At 45.0% G+C, this 16,519-nt stretch carries 13 protein-coding genes and 10 tRNA genes; 18 read left to right on the forward strand and 5 right to left on the reverse strand.

From position 1 onward, the window contains the following. Window positions 1–36: 36 nt before the first annotated feature. Window positions 37–2,598, reverse strand: coding sequence for a DNA mismatch repair protein MutS (gene mutS / locus ITG12_RS13855; protein ID WP_248873151.1), 2,562 nt, complete (start codon window positions 2,596–2,598; stop codon window positions 37–39). 85 nt (window positions 2,599–2,683) lie between these two features. On the opposite strand from mutS, the gene pncC reads away from it, so the two are divergent. The 17 genes from pncC (at window position 2,684) to ITG12_RS13940 (ending at window position 12,194) form a co-directional block, all read left to right on the forward strand. After that, window positions 2,684–3,166 carry a nicotinamide-nucleotide amidase gene (gene pncC / locus ITG12_RS13860; RefSeq protein ID WP_038870269.1) on the forward strand — a complete coding sequence of 161 codons (483 nt, stop codon included), beginning with the start codon at window positions 2,684–2,686 and terminating at the stop codon, window positions 3,164–3,166. 200 nt (window positions 3,167–3,366) lie between these two features. Continuing rightward, window positions 3,367–4,410: a recombinase RecA gene (gene recA / locus ITG12_RS13865; protein ID WP_038870267.1), complete on the forward strand. Its 1,044-nt coding sequence runs from the start codon at window positions 3,367–3,369 to the stop codon at window positions 4,408–4,410. Window positions 4,411–4,590: 180 nt separating this feature from the next. Beyond that, window positions 4,591–5,058 (forward strand): recombination regulator RecX, encoded by a 468-nt coding sequence (gene recX / locus ITG12_RS13870; protein ID WP_248873152.1) that lies wholly within the window; start codon window positions 4,591–4,593, stop codon window positions 5,056–5,058. A 142-nt stretch (window positions 5,059–5,200) separates the two neighbouring features. Then, window positions 5,201–7,798, forward strand: coding sequence for an alanine--tRNA ligase (gene alaS / locus ITG12_RS13875; protein ID WP_038881218.1), 2,598 nt, complete (start codon window positions 5,201–5,203; stop codon window positions 7,796–7,798). Between the two features lie 203 nt (window positions 7,799–8,001). Beyond that, the gene (locus ITG12_RS13880; protein WP_038870262.1) at window positions 8,002–9,189 is read left to right on the forward strand and encodes an aspartate kinase; all 1,188 of its coding nucleotides are present in this window, start codon (window positions 8,002–8,004) and stop codon (window positions 9,187–9,189) included. Between the two features lie 92 nt (window positions 9,190–9,281). Further along, window positions 9,282–9,479 (forward strand): carbon storage regulator CsrA, encoded by a 198-nt coding sequence (gene csrA, locus ITG12_RS13885; RefSeq protein WP_004415691.1) that lies wholly within the window; start codon window positions 9,282–9,284, stop codon window positions 9,477–9,479. A 243-nt stretch (window positions 9,480–9,722) separates the two neighbouring features. Next, window positions 9,723–9,814, forward strand: a tRNA-Ser gene (locus ITG12_RS13890). A gap of 30 nt (window positions 9,815–9,844) precedes the next feature. Next, window positions 9,845–9,921, forward strand: a tRNA-Arg gene (locus tag ITG12_RS13895). Window positions 9,922–9,950: 29 nt separating this feature from the next. After that, a tRNA-Ser gene (locus tag ITG12_RS13900) sits at window positions 9,951–10,042 on the forward strand. An 86-nt stretch (window positions 10,043–10,128) separates the two neighbouring features. After that, window positions 10,129–10,205: transfer RNA gene (locus ITG12_RS13905), tRNA-Arg, on the forward strand. Between the two features lie 56 nt (window positions 10,206–10,261). Then, window positions 10,262–10,338, forward strand: a tRNA-Arg gene (locus tag ITG12_RS13910). A gap of 57 nt (window positions 10,339–10,395) precedes the next feature. After that, a tRNA-Arg gene (locus tag ITG12_RS13915) sits at window positions 10,396–10,472 on the forward strand. Between the two features lie 57 nt (window positions 10,473–10,529). Then, window positions 10,530–10,606: transfer RNA gene (locus ITG12_RS13920), tRNA-Arg, on the forward strand. A gap of 57 nt (window positions 10,607–10,663) precedes the next feature. Beyond that, a tRNA-Arg gene (locus tag ITG12_RS13925) sits at window positions 10,664–10,740 on the forward strand. A 58-nt stretch (window positions 10,741–10,798) separates the two neighbouring features. Further along, a tRNA-Arg gene (locus ITG12_RS13930) sits at window positions 10,799–10,875 on the forward strand. A 57-nt stretch (window positions 10,876–10,932) separates the two neighbouring features. Next, window positions 10,933–11,009, forward strand: a tRNA-Arg gene (locus ITG12_RS13935). A 189-nt stretch (window positions 11,010–11,198) separates the two neighbouring features. Continuing rightward, window positions 11,199–12,194, forward strand: coding sequence for a transporter (locus tag ITG12_RS13940; protein ID WP_038882253.1), 996 nt, complete (start codon window positions 11,199–11,201; stop codon window positions 12,192–12,194). A gap of 73 nt (window positions 12,195–12,267) precedes the next feature. Here ITG12_RS13940 and ITG12_RS13945 read toward each other — a convergent pair whose 3' ends face one another. Genes ITG12_RS13945 through ITG12_RS13960 form a run of 4 tightly spaced genes read right to left on the reverse strand, consistent with a single transcriptional unit; the run spans window position 12,268 to window position 15,004 of the window. Further along, complete coding sequence (locus ITG12_RS13945; RefSeq protein WP_042603124.1) at window positions 12,268–12,834, reverse strand: hypothetical protein; 567 nt, start codon at window positions 12,832–12,834, stop codon at window positions 12,268–12,270. Window positions 12,835–12,847: 13 nt separating this feature from the next. Then, entirely contained in the window at window positions 12,848–13,525 is a 678-nt protein-coding gene (locus ITG12_RS13950; protein ID WP_005534088.1) for a C39 family peptidase, read from the reverse strand. Between the two features lie 8 nt (window positions 13,526–13,533). Then, window positions 13,534–13,857 (reverse strand): hypothetical protein, encoded by a 324-nt coding sequence (locus tag ITG12_RS13955; protein WP_042603125.1) that lies wholly within the window; start codon window positions 13,855–13,857, stop codon window positions 13,534–13,536. A gap of 19 nt (window positions 13,858–13,876) precedes the next feature. Then, a complete protein-coding gene (locus ITG12_RS13960; RefSeq protein ID WP_038870445.1) occupies window positions 13,877–15,004 on the reverse strand; it encodes a hypothetical protein in 1,128 nt (375 codons plus the stop codon). 574 nt (window positions 15,005–15,578) lie between these two features. Between ITG12_RS13960 and ITG12_RS13965 the strand changes: the two genes are divergently transcribed. Continuing rightward, window positions 15,579–16,220, forward strand: a complete 642-nt coding sequence (locus tag ITG12_RS13965) for a response regulator transcription factor (protein WP_038870444.1) — start codon at window positions 15,579–15,581, stop codon at window positions 16,218–16,220. The last annotated feature ends 299 nt before the right edge of the window (window positions 16,221–16,519 follow it).

Genomic DNA, 16,519 nt, shown 5'->3' on the forward strand with positions numbered 1-16,519 from the left:
CATAGCCTTTTTGCGTTTTATTGAAGATGCGTCAGATTAGAGCATCTTCTTCAAGCGGTAAAGCTCTTCCAATGCCTGACGTGGCGTTAGATCGTCAGGATCAATATTCGACAGTGCTTGCTCTACATCGCTTGGCTCTGGGATCAAGCTTAGTTGGTTTGCTACATCGACAGCACTTGGTCGTGAAGAGTCATTACCTTGACCTAATTGCTCAAGCTGAGACAGTTTGTTGCGCGCATTCTTGATCACGGGTTTTGGAACTCCAGCCAACCCAGCAACGGCAAGGCCGTAAGACTTGCTTGCCGCGCCTTCTTGTACCGCGTGCATAAAGGCAATGCTGTCACCGTGCTCTACCGCATCAAGGTGAACGTTGGCTAGATTTGGCAGTAAGTTTGGCAGCTCAGTCAGTTCGAAGTAGTGCGTTGCAAATAGCGTCATTGCCCCAATCTGAGTTGCAAGCCATTCTGCACTTGCCCATGCTAAAGACAGACCATCATAAGTACTGGTACCGCGACCAATTTCATCCATCAGCACCAAACTGTTCTTGGTAGCGTTGTGAAGAATGTTGGCGGTTTCAGTCATTTCTACCATGAAGGTTGAACGGCCAGATGCCAAATCATCAGATGCACCGATACGGGTAAAGATGCGATCCAAAGAACCGATATGAGCTGATTCTGCAGGTACGTATGAACCAATGTGAGCCATCAAAGCGATCAACGCAGTCTGGCGCATGTAGGTCGATTTACCGCCCATGTTTGGACCGGTGATGATCAGCATCTTACGGTTTGAGCTTAGTTCAATAGGGTTAGCGATAAATGGTTCGCTTGTTACTTGCTCCACGACAGGGTGACGACCTGCTTGAATGCTAATGCCTGCTTCTTTGTCCAACGTTGGGCGACAGTAATCAAGTGAATCTGCACGCTCGGCTAGGTTTTGTAGTACGTCCAACTGAGAAATCGCCGAAGCAAGGTTTTGCATCTTCTCAAGATTTGGCATCAACAAATCAAACAGCTCTTCCCACAGTTTTTTCTCAACTGCTAGCGCTTTTGACTTAGAGTTTAGTACCTTGTCTTCGTGCTCTTTCAACTCAGGAATGATGTAGCGTTCTGCGTTTTTCAGCGTTTGGCGACGTACATAGTGCGGTGGCACTAAGTGGCTCTGACCACGGCTAACCTGAATGAAGAAGCCGTGAACGGCGTTGTAGCCAACTTTTAAGGTGTCGATACCATGACGTTCACGTTCGTCTGCTTCGAGTTTTTCAAGATACTCGGTTGCGCCGTCTGCAAGCTTTCGCCATTCGTCCAGCTCAGCGTTGTAGCCCTCTGCAATCACACCACCTTCGCGAATAACCACTGGTGGGTTTTCTTTGATTGCGCGCTCAAGTAAGTCACATACCTCGTCCATTGGCGCAGCAAATTGAGCCAATTTAATTAGGTAAGGATGCGCCAGAGAAGACGTTACACTTTCCAATTCTGGGAGTTGTTGCATTGCGTAACGCAGTCGAGCCATATCGCGAGGACGAGCAGAACGAAGTGCTAAGCGAGCCAAAATACGCTCAATATCACCAATCTGTTTGAAAATTGGTTGAATGTCGGTGAACAAGCTTTGATCTTTGATTTCGCTGATCGCATCTAAGCGATTGTTTAAGGTATCAATACAGCGCATTGGTTGGTGTAACCAGCGCTTGAGCATACGACTGCCCATTGCGGTTGCACAATGATCTAAGACTTCCGCAAGCGTGTTATCAGTGCCACCTGATAGGTTTTGTGTTAGCTCAAGGTTGCGACGAGTCGCTGCGTCAAGAATCACAGAGTGATCTTGTCTGTCGTAGGTGAGTGAACGAATGTGTGGCAGGGCAGTACGTTGAGTGTCCTTTACATATTGAATCAAACAGCCAGCGGCACACAAGCCAAGTGATGCGTGTTCAACACCAAAGCCCACTAAGTCACGAGTGCCAAATTGTTGGTTAAGCTGTTGCTTCGCAGTATCGAGCTCAAACTCCCAAACAGGGCGGCGGCGGTTACCATTACGGTTAGACATGAGGTGAACGGCCTCAAAATCTTCAGGGAAAAGTAGCTCTCGTGGGGCCGTTCGTTGAAGTTCTGCTGCCATCGCTTCTTCGGTTTCAGGCTCAACCAATTGGAAGCGTCCAGAAGTTACATCCAACGTCGCGTAACCAAATTTACCATTGTGCTGATAGATTGCGGCAATCAGGTTATCGATACGCTCAGATAGCAGAGCTTCGTCGGTCACAGTACCTGGCGTGACGATGCGTACTACTTTACGTTCAACCGGACCTTTGCTTGTTGCAGGATCGCCAATCTGTTCACAAATCGCCACAGACTCACCAAGCTGAACAAGTTTGGCTAGATAACCTTCAACGGCGTGGAATGGAACGCCAGCCATTGGGATAGGTTCACCTGCCGATGCACCGCGTTTAGTCAACGAAATATCAAGCAATTGAGATGCGCGTTTTGCATCGTCGTAGAAGAGTTCGTAGAAGTCGCCCATGCGGTAAAACAGCAAGATTTCAGGATTCTCAGCCTTTAGCTTGAGGTATTGCTGCATCATCGGAGTGTGTTTTTGTTCAGCTTTCACAGGTAAGTACTTTTGTTTATTTCCGTAGCGGCTTAGGATACGTGAATCCCTATCAAGTAAAAAGAGACAAAGGGCATTTTTGGCTATGGAAAGAGCAACAAAATTGAGTGCCGATTTAGGGGCATTATTGGCTAAGCATGGGCATATTTTAACGACGGCAGAATCTTGCACTGGAGGTGGGGTTGCAACAGCAATCACTGATATTGCAGGTAGCTCTGCTTGGCTAGACCGCGCATTTGTGACCTACAGCAATGAAGCTAAAATGGAAATGCTTGGTGTACAAGCTTCAACATTAGAAGCGCACGGTGCTGTGAGTGAGCCAGTCGTGATTGAAATGGTGCTGGGCGCCCTAAATCATTCAAATGCAACTATTGGAGTCTCGATAAGTGGTATAGCTGGCCCTAGCGGTGGAAGCGAAGAAAAGCCTGTTGGGACGGTTTGTTTTGCCTTTGCAGATAATCAGAATTGGCAGCAAGTGGAAACCATGCATTTTACTGGTGATCGTGCGCAAGTTCGCAAAAAAGCGATTGAGCATGCACTGACTCAACTGCATCAGTATTTGATCTAGAATTTCTTTAATTGTCGTAGCCCAGTTTTGATAAGGGCTGGAGCAAATAGTAGGTTTAAGTCTGCCAAATTTTTTTCATACAGGTATAGACACTGTATGAATCAACAGTATAATGACTTTCATTGATGAGCAGTTCTTCTGCTCAAGAAAAATGAATTATGATTCATCGCCCAAAGAAGATGAATAAATCGGAGAAAGTAATGGACGAGAACAAACAGAAAGCGCTCGCCGCTGCGCTAGGTCAAATTGAAAAGCAATTCGGTAAAGGCTCTATCATGCGCCTTGGTGATAACCGCGCAATGGACGTAGAAACCATCTCAACGGGTTCTCTTTCTCTTGATATCGCTTTGGGTGCTGGTGGTCTGCCAATGGGTCGTATCGTAGAAGTTTACGGTCCAGAATCTTCAGGTAAAACAACGCTAACTCTAGAGCTTATTGCAGCAGCGCAACGTGAAGGTAAAACTTGTGCATTTATCGATGCGGAGCACGCGCTAGATCCTGTATACGCGAAGAAACTAGGTGTTGATATCGATGCTCTACTTGTTTCTCAGCCTGATACGGGTGAGCAAGCTCTTGAGATTTGTGACGCACTTGCACGTTCTGGTGCTATCGACGTCATGGTTGTCGACTCTGTTGCGGCACTTACTCCAAAGGCTGAAATTGAAGGCGAAATGGGCGACAGCCACATGGGTCTTCAAGCTCGTATGCTTTCTCAAGCAATGCGTAAGCTTACAGGTAACCTAAAGCAGTCTAACTGTATGTGTATCTTCATCAACCAAATTCGTATGAAGATTGGTGTGATGTTCGGTAACCCTGAAACCACTACTGGTGGTAACGCTCTTAAATTCTACGCTTCTGTTCGTCTAGATATCCGCCGTACTGGCGCAATCAAAGAAGGCGATGAAGTTGTGGGTAACGAAACGCGCATTAAAGTGGTTAAAAACAAGATTGCTGCACCGTTTAAAGAAGCGAATACGCAAATCATGTATGGCCAAGGCTTCAATCGTGAAGGTGAATTAGTCGACCTAGGCGTTAAGCACAAGCTAGTAGAAAAAGCGGGTGCATGGTACAGCTACCAAGGCGATAAGATCGGTCAAGGTAAAGCGAACGCTTGTAACTACCTACGTGAGCACACCGAAGTGGCAAAGACTATCGATGCTAAGCTACGTGAAATGCTACTTTCTCCTGCTTTACCTGAAGCGCCAGAAGCCGGTGAAAAATCAGAGCAAGAAGAAGAGTTTTAATCTTTTCTTCAATTAATATCTAACAAAGCCCTGCGATGCGGGGCTTTGTTGTATCTGCTGAAATCAAAACCGTTAAAAATAAAGGGCAGATTAATATCAATCCCAGTAAGTAGGTGAGTGAGCAGTTATTTACTACGATTGTTTTAGAGTCTGTACAGCAAAAATAGTTTTAGGATCATCATGTACCAAAAGCGTCAAGCTCCGACGTTGTCGAGCAAAGAAGCGGCGATTCAGCTACTAAGCCGTCGTGATCATGGACAATACGAGCTCTATCAAAAGCTGGCTCTAAAAGGTTATGAAGAGGCCGATATCGAAGTGGCCATCAACTTTTGCCTCGACCACAATTACTTAGATGACTTACGTTATGCCAAAAGTCAGATTCGCCAACACGTCTATAAAGGGCATGGTAAAAGGAGAATTCGACAGGAGTTGAATCAAAAACGCGTGGCTGAATCCATCATTGAAACAGCGATGGAAGAGGAACCACAAGACTGGTTTGAACTGGCAAGAACGGCGGCTGAGAAGAAATTCAAAGGAATGAAAGCCAAAGACCAGAAAGAATACGCTAAACAGGTGCGATTTATGCAATATCGTGGCTATAGTTTTGACCAAATCAGCTATGCGTTGAGCTTTGATGACGAAGATTAGCGGTCAGTAGCTCACACTGTTTTTTGTTTTGCTTCAAATTTTTTCCTCTAATGCCTCTTTTCCGCAAGAAAACTAGTCGTAGCTGATTGCATGATCTACAATACGGCAAAATTCTAACTCGACTATTTTCAGGAAGAGCTGCATGTACATGAGCACTGATGAGGTTCGTAACGCGTTCCTCAAGTTCTTTGAGAGCAAAGGACACCAAATCGTAGAAAGTTCATCGTTAGTTCCACATAACGACCCAACCCTGCTGTTCACAAACGCGGGTATGAACCAATTTAAAGATTGTTTCTTAGGCTTAGAAAAACGAGCCTACACTCGAGCGACTACGGCTCAACGTTGTGTACGTGCTGGTGGTAAACACAACGACCTGGAAAACGTTGGCTTCACTGCTCGTCACCACACATTCTTTGAAATGCTAGGTAACTTCAGCTTTGGCGATTACTTCAAAGAAGACGCTATCGCGTTCGCTTGGGAATTCCTAACAGTAACCCTTAAGCTGCCAGCAGACCGTCTACTCGTAACAGTTTACGAAACAGACGACGAAGCATTCGATATCTGGAACCAAAAAGTAGGCGTTCCAGCAGACCGCATTATTCGCATTGGCGACAAGAAAGGTGGTAAACCATACGAGTCAGATAACTTCTGGCAAATGGGTGACACAGGTCCTTGTGGTCCATGTACTGAAATCTTCTACGATCACGGAGAGCACATCTGGGGTGGCCGTCCTGGCACACCAGAAGAAGATGGTGACCGTTTCATCGAGATCTGGAACAACGTATTCATGCAGTTCAACCGTCACGCAGACGGCACTATGGAACCGCTACCAAAGCCATCGGTAGATACTGGTATGGGTATCGAGCGTATCTCTGCAATTATGCAAGGCGTTCACTCAAACTACGAAATCGATGTATTCCAAGCTCTTATCAAAGCTGCTGCTGAAGTGATTGGCTACGAAGATCTATCAAACCAATCGCTACGCGTTATCGCTGACCACATCCGTTCATGTTCATTCCTGATCGTTGATGGCGTTATGCCTTCAAACGAAGGTCGTGGTTACGTTCTACGTCGTATCATCCGTCGTGCAGTTCGTCACGGTAACAAGCTGGGCGCACAAGGTGCATTCTTCCACAAACTGGTTGGTGTACTAGCGGAAATCATGGGTACGGCTGGTGAAGAGCTGAAGCGTCAACAAGCTGTGGTTGAAAAAGTACTGCGTATCGAAGAAGAAAACTTCGGTCGTACACTTGAGCGCGGTATGGCGATTCTAAATGAAGCACTAGATAACATTTCTTCGCAAGGAACGGACGGTAAAGTACTAGACGGCGAAACCGTATTTAAACTTTACGATACTTACGGCTTCCCAGCTGACTTAACTAACGACGTTGCACGTGAACGTGAGTTTGCAATCGACGAAGAAGGTTTCGAGAAAGCGATGGAAGAGCAGCGTCAACGTGCGCGTGAAGCTGGTAACTTCGGTACTGACTACAACGCAGCAATCAAAGTTGATACGCAAACAGAATTCTGTGGTTACACAGGTACTAAAGGCTCTAGCTCTGTAGCGGCGATGTTCGTTGAAGGCAACGAAGTAGAATCTCTATCTGCTGGCGACAAAGCAATCATCGTGCTTGGTGAAACACCATTCTACGCAGAGTCAGGCGGTCAGTGTGGTGACGCTGGTGAGATCCGTACTGAAGCTGGTGTATTCCGTGTTGAAGACACTCAAAAACTAGGTAACGCAATCGCACACCACGGTGTAATGGCTGAAGGCGTTCTAGCAAAAGGTGATGAAGTTGCCACTATCGTTGACGCAGAGCGTCGCGCTGCAATCTCTCTAAACCACTCAGCAACGCACTTGCTGCATGCTGCACTTCGCCAATTACTTGGTGAGCACGTAACGCAGAAAGGCTCTCTAGTAAAAGCGGATAGCCTACGTTTCGACTTCTCACACTTAGAAGCGGTAACGGCAGCCGAGCTAAAAGAAGTTGAGCGTCTAGTAAATGCTCAAATTCGTCGCAACCACACGATTGAAACTAACGTGATGGATATCGAGTCTGCTAAGAAGAAAGGCGCAATGGCGTTGTTCGGCGAGAAGTACGATGACGAAGTACGTGTACTGTCTATGGGTGACTTTTCTACTGAACTTTGTGGTGGTATCCACGCTTCAAACACAGGTGACATCGGTCTATTCAAGATCACATCTGAAGGTGGTATCGCAGCAGGTATCCGTCGTATCGAAGCGGTAACGGGTGAAGGTGCGCTAGACGCAATCGAAGCTCAAGCGGCTAAGTACGAAGAGAAACTGGCTGAATCAGCGCAGAAAGCAAAATCTCTAGAGAAAGAAATCCAGAAACTGAAAGACAAGATGGCTGCGGCAGAAAGCGCAAACATCATGGGTAAAGTTCAGGATATCAACGGTACTAAAGTACTGATTGCTGCTCTAGAAGGCGCAGATAACAAGAACCTACGTACTATGGTTGATGACATCAAGAACCAAGTAGGTAGCGGTGTAATCCTTCTTGCTAACGTGAACGATGACAAGATCGGTCTGATTGCAGGCGTAACCAAAGACCTTATCGGTAAAGTGAAAGCAGGTGACCTAGTTAAGATGGTTGCTGAGCAAGTTGGCGGTAAAGGCGGTGGTCGTCCTGATATGGCGCAAGCTGGTGGTACAGATGTATCTGCACTACCAGAAGCGATTCAATCAGTACAGCCATGGCTAGAAGAGCGCTTATAAGCTTTTAACATCCTTTACGCTCAATCAAAGTTATTTGATTGAGCGTAATTTTTTTATAGTAACCAAGTGGTTTAATTGACCGTATTTTAACCAGGTCATTTACGTCACTTGGTTTTTGTTGTAACTACCGCTTATATAATTTTGCAATCAATAGAATATGAAGTGGTCCTAATGAGACTTTGGTCTTGGGAAGGTGAAGACTGGTGAAAAAGCCCCTTATCGTGCAAAAGTTTGGCGGAACTTCTGTGGGTTCAATTGAGAGAATCCACCAAGTCGCTGAACACATCATTAAGGCGAAAGATGATGGTAATCAAGTTGTCGTTGTTGTGTCTGCAATGTCAGGCGAAACAAATCGATTGATGGATCTAGCTAACCAAATAGATAGCGTTCCAACAGCTCGAGAACTTGATGTTTTGCTCTCTGCTGGTGAGCAAGTGTCGATGGCACTACTGGCAATGACCCTTAATAAATTGGGTTATGCTGCTCGCTCACTTACCGGAGCACAAGCGAACATTGTGACGGACAATCAACACAATGACGCGACGATTAAGCACATTGATACTTCTACGATCTTTGACTTACTTAAGCAAGATCAAATCGTTATCGTGGCAGGTTTCCAAGGTGTGAATGAAAATGGGGATATCACCACATTAGGTCGAGGTGGCTCTGATACGAGCGCAGTGACACTTGCAGGCGCGTTAAGTGCTGATGAGTGCCAAATCTTTACCGACGTTGATGGTATATATACTTGTGACCCTCGTGTAGTGAAAAACGCTCAGAAATTGGACGTTATCGATTTTCCTTCTATGGAGGCGATGGCGAGCCGAGGAGCGAAGGTACTGCATCTACCTTCTGTGCAATACGCATGGAAGAATAATGTGCCACTACGTGTGCTTTCGACCTTCGATATTAATGAAGGCAGTTTGGTGAAAGGGGAGGCGGGTAAGCAAGCCGTTTCCGGTATAGCGATTCAACGTGACCTTGCCATAATTGAAGTCGACAGTGACCACCTGTCTAGTGTCGCAAAGCAATGTCAGATGTTAGGCATCGACATTTGGAATGTGATCGAGGAAACAGAACGAACAGGTATCATGATAAAACAAGATGCATGTGCCAAGTTGGATCTGGTGTTCAGCGATAAAATCCGTAATAGTGAAGTAGTAAGCCTGTTGACCGCAGTGGGGCTTGAAGCCAATGGAATGGTTGAGCACGCATGCGATTTGTTGGCACAGCAAGATATTGCAATTAATTTCTGCTCAACGAATGCACTCACTATGATGCTAGTCTTACCACCAGAGTGTGTGGATACAGCAGCAAATATTCTCCATGATGCTTACATTAGATCGAGTGAAGCATTAAGCATTCAGCAAAAACATGCCTTTTTAGGCTAATTTTCCGTAACAAGGTAGTTTACGAAAATATAACTTTTGTTGGATAATAGCTTTGTAGCAAGAAAATTTAGAGATTACTCAAGGAGCAAAGAATGCTAATTTTGACTCGCCGCGTAGGCGAAACACTGATGATTGGTGATGAAGTGACTGTAACTGTACTAGGTGTTAAAGGTAACCAAGTACGTATCGGCGTTAACGCTCCGAAAGAGGTTTCAGTTCACCGTGAAGAAATCTACATGCGCATTCAAGCTGAAAAAGGCAATGGTAACGTTGCTTCTGGTAACTACTAAGCTGCTCCTGTTTATAGAGCTTAGTTTGAATGAAAAAGGCTAGCCATTGGGCTGGCCTTTTTAGTTTTAGATAAATGTCATTTTTTAAGAGAAGATTCTCTTTTTTTCATCATAATAGAGTGATAAAGTTTGTTTAATAATCACTTTGATTAAATCCGCATCGGTTAAGCGATTTTTGCGTTTTTTTTCAAAGAAAGTGTTTGACATATTTTCGGTAAAACGTAATATGTGCCTCCGCAAGACGGTGAGGTGGCCGAGAGGCTGAAGGCGCTCCCCTGCTAAGGGAGTATACGGTTTATCCCGTATCGAGGGTTCGAATCCCTCCTTCACCGCCATTCTTGCAACGTTGATTTATCAACAAAAGTGCGTCCTTAGCTCAGCTGGATAGAGTACCTGGCTACGAACCAGGCGGTCGGAGGTTCGAATCCTCCAGGACGCGCCATATCTCTTTTGAGATATAACAATGAAAACGGTGAGGTGGCCGAGAGGCTGAAGGCGCTCCCCTGCTAAGGGAGTATACGGTTTATCCCGTATCGAGGGTTCGAATCCCTCCTTCACCGCCATTCATTGACTGGCCCGTTGGCCTTTTTTTTGTTTCGTAAGAAATGAAATGTGATGTACTTCACACCTTCCTAGCAAGAAGAATTGCGCGTCCTTAGCTCAGCTGGATAGAGTTCCTGGCTACGAACCAGGCGGTCGGAGGTTCGAATCCTCCAGGACGCGCCACTATTTAATAATTCGTTTGATAAACGGGTTATACAAAGTAAAATAAAGATTATTGCGCGTCCTTAGCTCAGCTGGATAGAGTACCTGGCTACGAACCAGGCGGTCGGAGGTTCGAATCCTCCAGGACGCGCCACTCTTTAGGGTTTCCTAGTGAACTCCTGATATTGGGAATACCGATATCGAAAACTGCGCGTCCTTAGCTCAGCTGGATAGAGTACCTGGCTACGAACCAGGCGGTCGGAGGTTCGAATCCTCCAGGACGCGCCACTCTTTAGGGTTTCCTAGTGAACTCCTGATATTGGGAATACCGATATCGAAAACTGCGCGTCCTTAGCTCAGCTGGATAGAGTACCTGGCTACGAACCAGGCGGTCGGAGGTTCGAATCCTCCAGGACGCGCCACTCTTTAGGGTTTCCTAGTGAACTCCTGATATTGGGAATACTGATATCGAAAACTGCGCGTCCTTAGCTCAGCTGGATAGAGTACCTGGCTACGAACCAGGCGGTCGGAGGTTCGAATCCTCCAGGACGCGCCACTCTTTAGGGTTTCCTTAGTGAACTCCTGATATTGGGAATACTGATATCGAAAACTGCGCGTCCTTAGCTCAGCTGGATAGAGTACCTGGCTACGAACCAGGCGGTCGGAGGTTCGAATCCTCCAGGACGCGCCACTCTTTAGGGTTTCTTAATGAACTCCTGATATTGGGAATACTGATATCAAAAACCGTGCGTCCTTAGCTCAGCTGGATAGAGTACCTGGCTACGAACCAGGCGGTCGGAGGTTCGAATCCTCCAGGACGCGCCACTCTTTAGAAAAAGCCTCGCTTATGCGGGGCTTTTTTGTATCTGAGAACTGGCCCCTTTCTTATCGATACTGTCCTCAGTCATTCCAGCGTTTCTGTTTTAAGATTGTGCGACTTCTTGCCATCAACTCATTGCTAAACCTTCAGATCTAACCTAATCGTTTATAACCGCCACAAGAAAGGATTACTCGATGTTAGGGAAGACTCTGATTGGCTGCACTCTTGGGTTGGTATGTGTAGCTCAAACCGCAAATAGCTCGGAAGGCGATGATATTCCTCAACGGGCTCAGACCGTCAGTGATGTTATAGACCGCCCAGGAGTGCTCACGCCGCGAGGACAGTGGTCATTCGACACATCACTCAGCTACACGCAAAACTCTTCAAATAAGGTCTCTGTGGTTGGTTATACCGTGTTACCAACGTTGATCGTGGGACGAATTGAGGTCAGTGATGCTGATAGAACTACAGTTACGGTTGGCTTAACCGCTCGCTATGGTTTGACCAACGCTACGGAATTGGAGGTTCGGTTACCCTACGTTTATCGAAACGACCAGATTGCAACGCGCCCTATTCAGGACGGTTCGAATGCTGACGTGGTCAATACAACAATCGATGGTGGTGGGATGGGAGATGTTGAGCTTGCGATTCGCCACCAGTTTAATTTTGATAGTGCACCTTATTGGGTCGGTGGTTTAAGAGTCAAATCCGATACTGGGCGTTCGCCTTACGATGTTTCTATAGACGAAGGCAGTAATTCCTTTAGTGATGTGCCGACGGGATCTGGTTTTTGGAGTTTTGAACCCAACATTTCAATGATCTACCCAACAGACCCAGCGGTGCTGTATGCAAGCCTGAGCTACATCTATAACTTGGAAGAGAATGTTACTGTTGGAGATACCAAAGCAGACGTTGATCTTGGTGATACCATTGCGTTAGCGGGAGGGATGGGCTTTGCCGTCAATCCAGACTTGTCTTTTTCGTTAGGGTTAAGCCACAAAACGATTTTGAAAAGTAAAGTGAACGGCAGCTCGGCTGATGACGCGAAGTTACTTCAATTGGATGCACTGACGTTCGGTGTTAATTATGCCTTTAGCCCTAGAGCATCGCTCAACGTAAGTGCGCAAGCTGGATTAACCGAAGATACCCCAGATTTTCAATTAACGATTCGTGTGCCATTTAATCTGTAGTAGGTGAATACAGAGGAATTTAAGGGTTGTTGTGATGACAGCCCTTTTTTGTACAAGCGCTTCTTGTTGGAAATTATTGGAGGTGATTCAACAGTGCGTCTTCTAGTTGCTGGTTTGCACGAATTTGTTGCATTACGCCACTCACTTGCGCATCGATGTCGACCAGTGTACTTAAACCAATCACACTGTTATCTGTGGTGTTTTGAATGATGTTGATGATGCTGGAATTGATGAATTCTGAGCTAATGATATTTGGTTGATTCGGGTTCGTCACATCTGGTGAGTTTGCGCGGTTATCACTTATAAAGTTGCCTTCGCCAAATTGAATGATGTTGACGATGCCTTGATCGAGAGGGTTACCTAGACCATCTGAGCTATTGCTGCCGCTAATATTGGTAAGGTGGCCATTCTCAATAACTAAATTGGCAATGGTGGTATTTAGGATATCTTGTCCATTGATTGTGGTGGTAATACTTAATCCGATGTTGATGATGTAATCGTCAGTGACTTGAAAGCCACCACGAAGTTCGGACAACGAATTCGGTGGAAGTGGGGTTAACCCCGTTAGATCCACTTCATTCGCTAGAGAAAGTGTCGAAGTCAAAACACCGCATGTCAGAATCCACTTAGGTAGCCTCATAACCACACCTCATCTAGTTCTCTCCAGCGACGGGGAGCGTAATGCTAAACACACCGAGAGAATCTCTTTGCACACCGCTTTCTAGGGGAGAGGAATGATAAATAGCAAACTTATCGTCAGTAATAAAACCAGATCGACCAACTTCAGCTTCGTTACGGATTAGAAGCACAATCCCTTGATAGTATTTCTGGAACTCTTCGTATTTCATGATCATGGTGCCCCGAGAGGGATCGCCTAAGATCACGGAGTCTGCGTTCATTCCTCTGATCACCACGAAGTGCATGTAACCATCAAAATTGACGAGTGTGATCCCTGGGACCCCTACATTGCGAATCTTTTCTAATCCTACTTGAAAGCCGTCTGAGTTAAGTCCAATGGAATCGAGGTAAACTTTCATGTCTAGTAGTGAAAAGCCTTTCTCTTTGATCTTCTTTTTATCTCCCTTGTCGTACATGCTTTTAAAAATATCTTGTTCTGACGAAGGGGTTTGATAGTGATAGGTCAATAGAGAGGCCAGTGCTGCTGAACCACAACTGAAATCATACTGTTGACGAAATACATCACCAAATACGATTTCTTTGTAGCTTTTAACAGGCACAGAAAAATGTCCCCGATGAGGGAGAAACTCCAATGAATTGGCTGAAGCTGACAGAGCCAGCAACAGCCAAGGTAAGTTTTGCCAAACTTTCATATCAATATTTACTTGAGTGTCAGGTTAACGACGGTTGAGTTCTGGATTAGAACGTTGTTACCAGTATTCTGAATCACGCTCGATATCCCTGAACTGTCTGCGAACGCTCCTGGTGAGAGTATGTTGTTTCCGCTCACGGTATTGGTCGCTACGTTATCTGAAGAAATGCCATCTACATCTGATTCTGCATAAACAAGGTCTAGCTCAACATTCTGGCCACCTCGTGCTTCATTCATTGCTTCTAGACTGACACTTTCATCAGATAACGTTATGTCTTCTGCGTGTGCGGAAAAAGCAACTATCATACCCAAGGTACACAGTGCCAAACGCATCGCTTTCTCCTAGCTTCCTTTACTCACCACCGGTAAACACACTGGCATTGGTAGCAACAGACTGTTGAATCAGTGAGTTCGCTCCGGCATTTTGTGCCACAGTTGTAATACCCGCAGCACTATCTAAACCGCCAAGGTTATTCACGTTTTCAACTTTCACTTTTGCGTCTTTCTCTCCTGCATCGTAAGTGACCGATGCTGAGTGAACTTGCCCCATCACTTCCGAGTTTGCTACGACCATATCTGTATCCATGTTGATTTGGTTGAAGCTGTCCGTGTTGGTTGTGCTTGAGTCACTGTTGTCGTTGTAGCTATCGTTTGTGCTGCTATCGCTGTTGTCGTTCGCGTAGCTTCGGTTATCGCTTTGATCACGATTATCACTTTGATCACGATTGTCCGAGTTATTGTCAGCGTAACTACGGTTGTCACTATTGTCGTTGTTGCTGTCATTAACGCTTGAATCACTGTTATCGTTGTTACTACGACGAGTGGTTGTGCTTGAATCACTATTGTCGTTATTACTACGTGTAGTGTTCATGCTGGAATCAGAGTTGTCGTTTGCGTAACTACTGCTGTTGTCGCTGCTATCGCTTTGGTCACGGTTATCTGATTGATCTCGGTAGTCTGCTTGGTCACGGTTATCGCTGTTGTCGTTGTAACTGCCATTCGTACTTGAGTTGGAGTTATCGTTCGCATAGCTACTGCTGTTGTCATTATTGCTTTGGTTGGTGCTCGCGTTGTGGTCACTGTTGTCGTTGTTACTACGCGTGGTGTTCATGCTTGAATCTGAATTGTCATTCGCATTGTTGGTACTACTGTTATTGTAGCTACCGTTAGTACTTGCATTGCTACTGTCGCTGTTATCACTGTTGTCGTTGTTACTCCGAGTCGTGTTCATGCTTGAATCAGAACTGTCGTTCGCATTATTCGTACTGTTGTTGTTGTAACTACGATTTGTATTTGCATCAGCACTGCTGGCGTCATTTGTGCTGCTGTTCGTTTGTGTAGTGGTTTGTGTTGCCGTGTTTGCGCTGTTCGTCCATTGCTTATTGTCATCGCCATCATCAATACCGTTAGCAGCTAATACTGAACCACTAAAAAGAATCGCTGACATTGCGATAGCAAGCCCTGTTTTGTTAAGAGTCATGTTGATTACTCCATTTCCTGATATTTCCTAATTAAAAATGACTGCACGTAAACTTCTTGCTGCCTCCTTAACTGCGGAAGCGAGAGAATTATAGGTAAGGGTTTTTGGGGGCGTTTCTTATGAATGAGAAAACTATCAGTAGTGAGTTGAATGAAGAATAGAAGCTAGTTGGCTTACTGATAAAAGCTAATTTTTATCATCAACTTAGTGAGAATAGCTCTCATTAGGGTGCTTCAAGTATGAAAATATCTGACTAATAAGGCTGAAAAAGTAGGTTTTTGCTCATCAGATGACTCAGCCTAAAATCCCAGCGGTTAAGTCGATGTTTAGACCCCTGAATTGAAGGTGTCAGTAAGAACAAGCAGTTAAATTAGGTTGGGTGGAAAGGTGTCGACTCTACATTTAAAAATGCTCAATCCTTTTGGTTATTTTACGTCGTAGGTGTGCCCGTAAAGTCAGCCTGAACTGCTATATTTTCTCTATTGATAATTTTATTGATCATCAATGTGGTGATCAGAAAACACTGGCACATGGAGGTAGGTAGTAAAGGTGTCAGCAAACAGTGGTGGATACTATGGGAACCAAACATCTTCTCCTTCTAGCGGAGAATAATCTTCAAACCAGTTTAATAGAGGGGCAATTATCAATCGCACCTGATGTAAAAGTCAGAACGTGTTTACCAGAAGAGGCCGTCTTTCGCAGTCATACCATGAGCATCGATCTTGTGTTTATTGACTATGACTTTATGAGGCGACTTGAATCCAGAGGTTTGCTCCCGGATTTTGATTTATTCGGTTGGCCGCTAATGATTCATAACGTACCAAGCGAGAGCGTTGAAAATGAATTGTTGCGATGGAAGCTACTTAAAGGCATTTTGCTACAAAGTGCTTCTGTGTCCCACATAAGCGAGAGTGTGGAATATATATTTCAAGGAGGATTGTGGTTACCAAGGGTGTATTTAGAAACGTTAATCAACAACTACAGACACTCGAATGTTTCGATGGAATGCCAACATGATTCGCTAACCAGTCGTGAGAGGCAAATTTTAGAGTTGCTGGCTTATGGAATATCAAACCAGCAGATCGCTTCACAGTTGTTTTTGTCAGAGAGTACGGTGAAAAGCCATATCTATAAGTTGTACAAGAAATTGGATGTACATTGCCGTCATGATGCTATCAAGATAGTGCGGATGAACGGGGGGTTAACCGCACAATAAGTACTCAAAAAAGAATGCGTAAATAATCATAAGCTCATTCAAGAGCGGCTAGTTTCACAACCCGAGGGGCAAACCTTTGCTCGTATCACCTTATTCGCATTTTACTTTTGGTGTGATTACTTAAGAAATAAATTGTAAATCAGTTGTTTTAATTTGGTTAAATCGACATAGGTTTCTGTTTTTATTTTATTTTCTGCCTTCATTTAGATTGATTTTTTGAAATACCAATCGCAGTTTTTATAATCACTTTAATTTAGTGTGGTTATAAGTTAAACATTCTTATGTTCAACGATGATTTT

Origin of the sequence: Vibrio sp. ED002 (assembly GCF_023277445.1) — a bacterium.
Taxonomy (GTDB): Bacteria; Pseudomonadota; Gammaproteobacteria; order Enterobacterales; family Vibrionaceae; genus Vibrio; species Vibrio jasicida.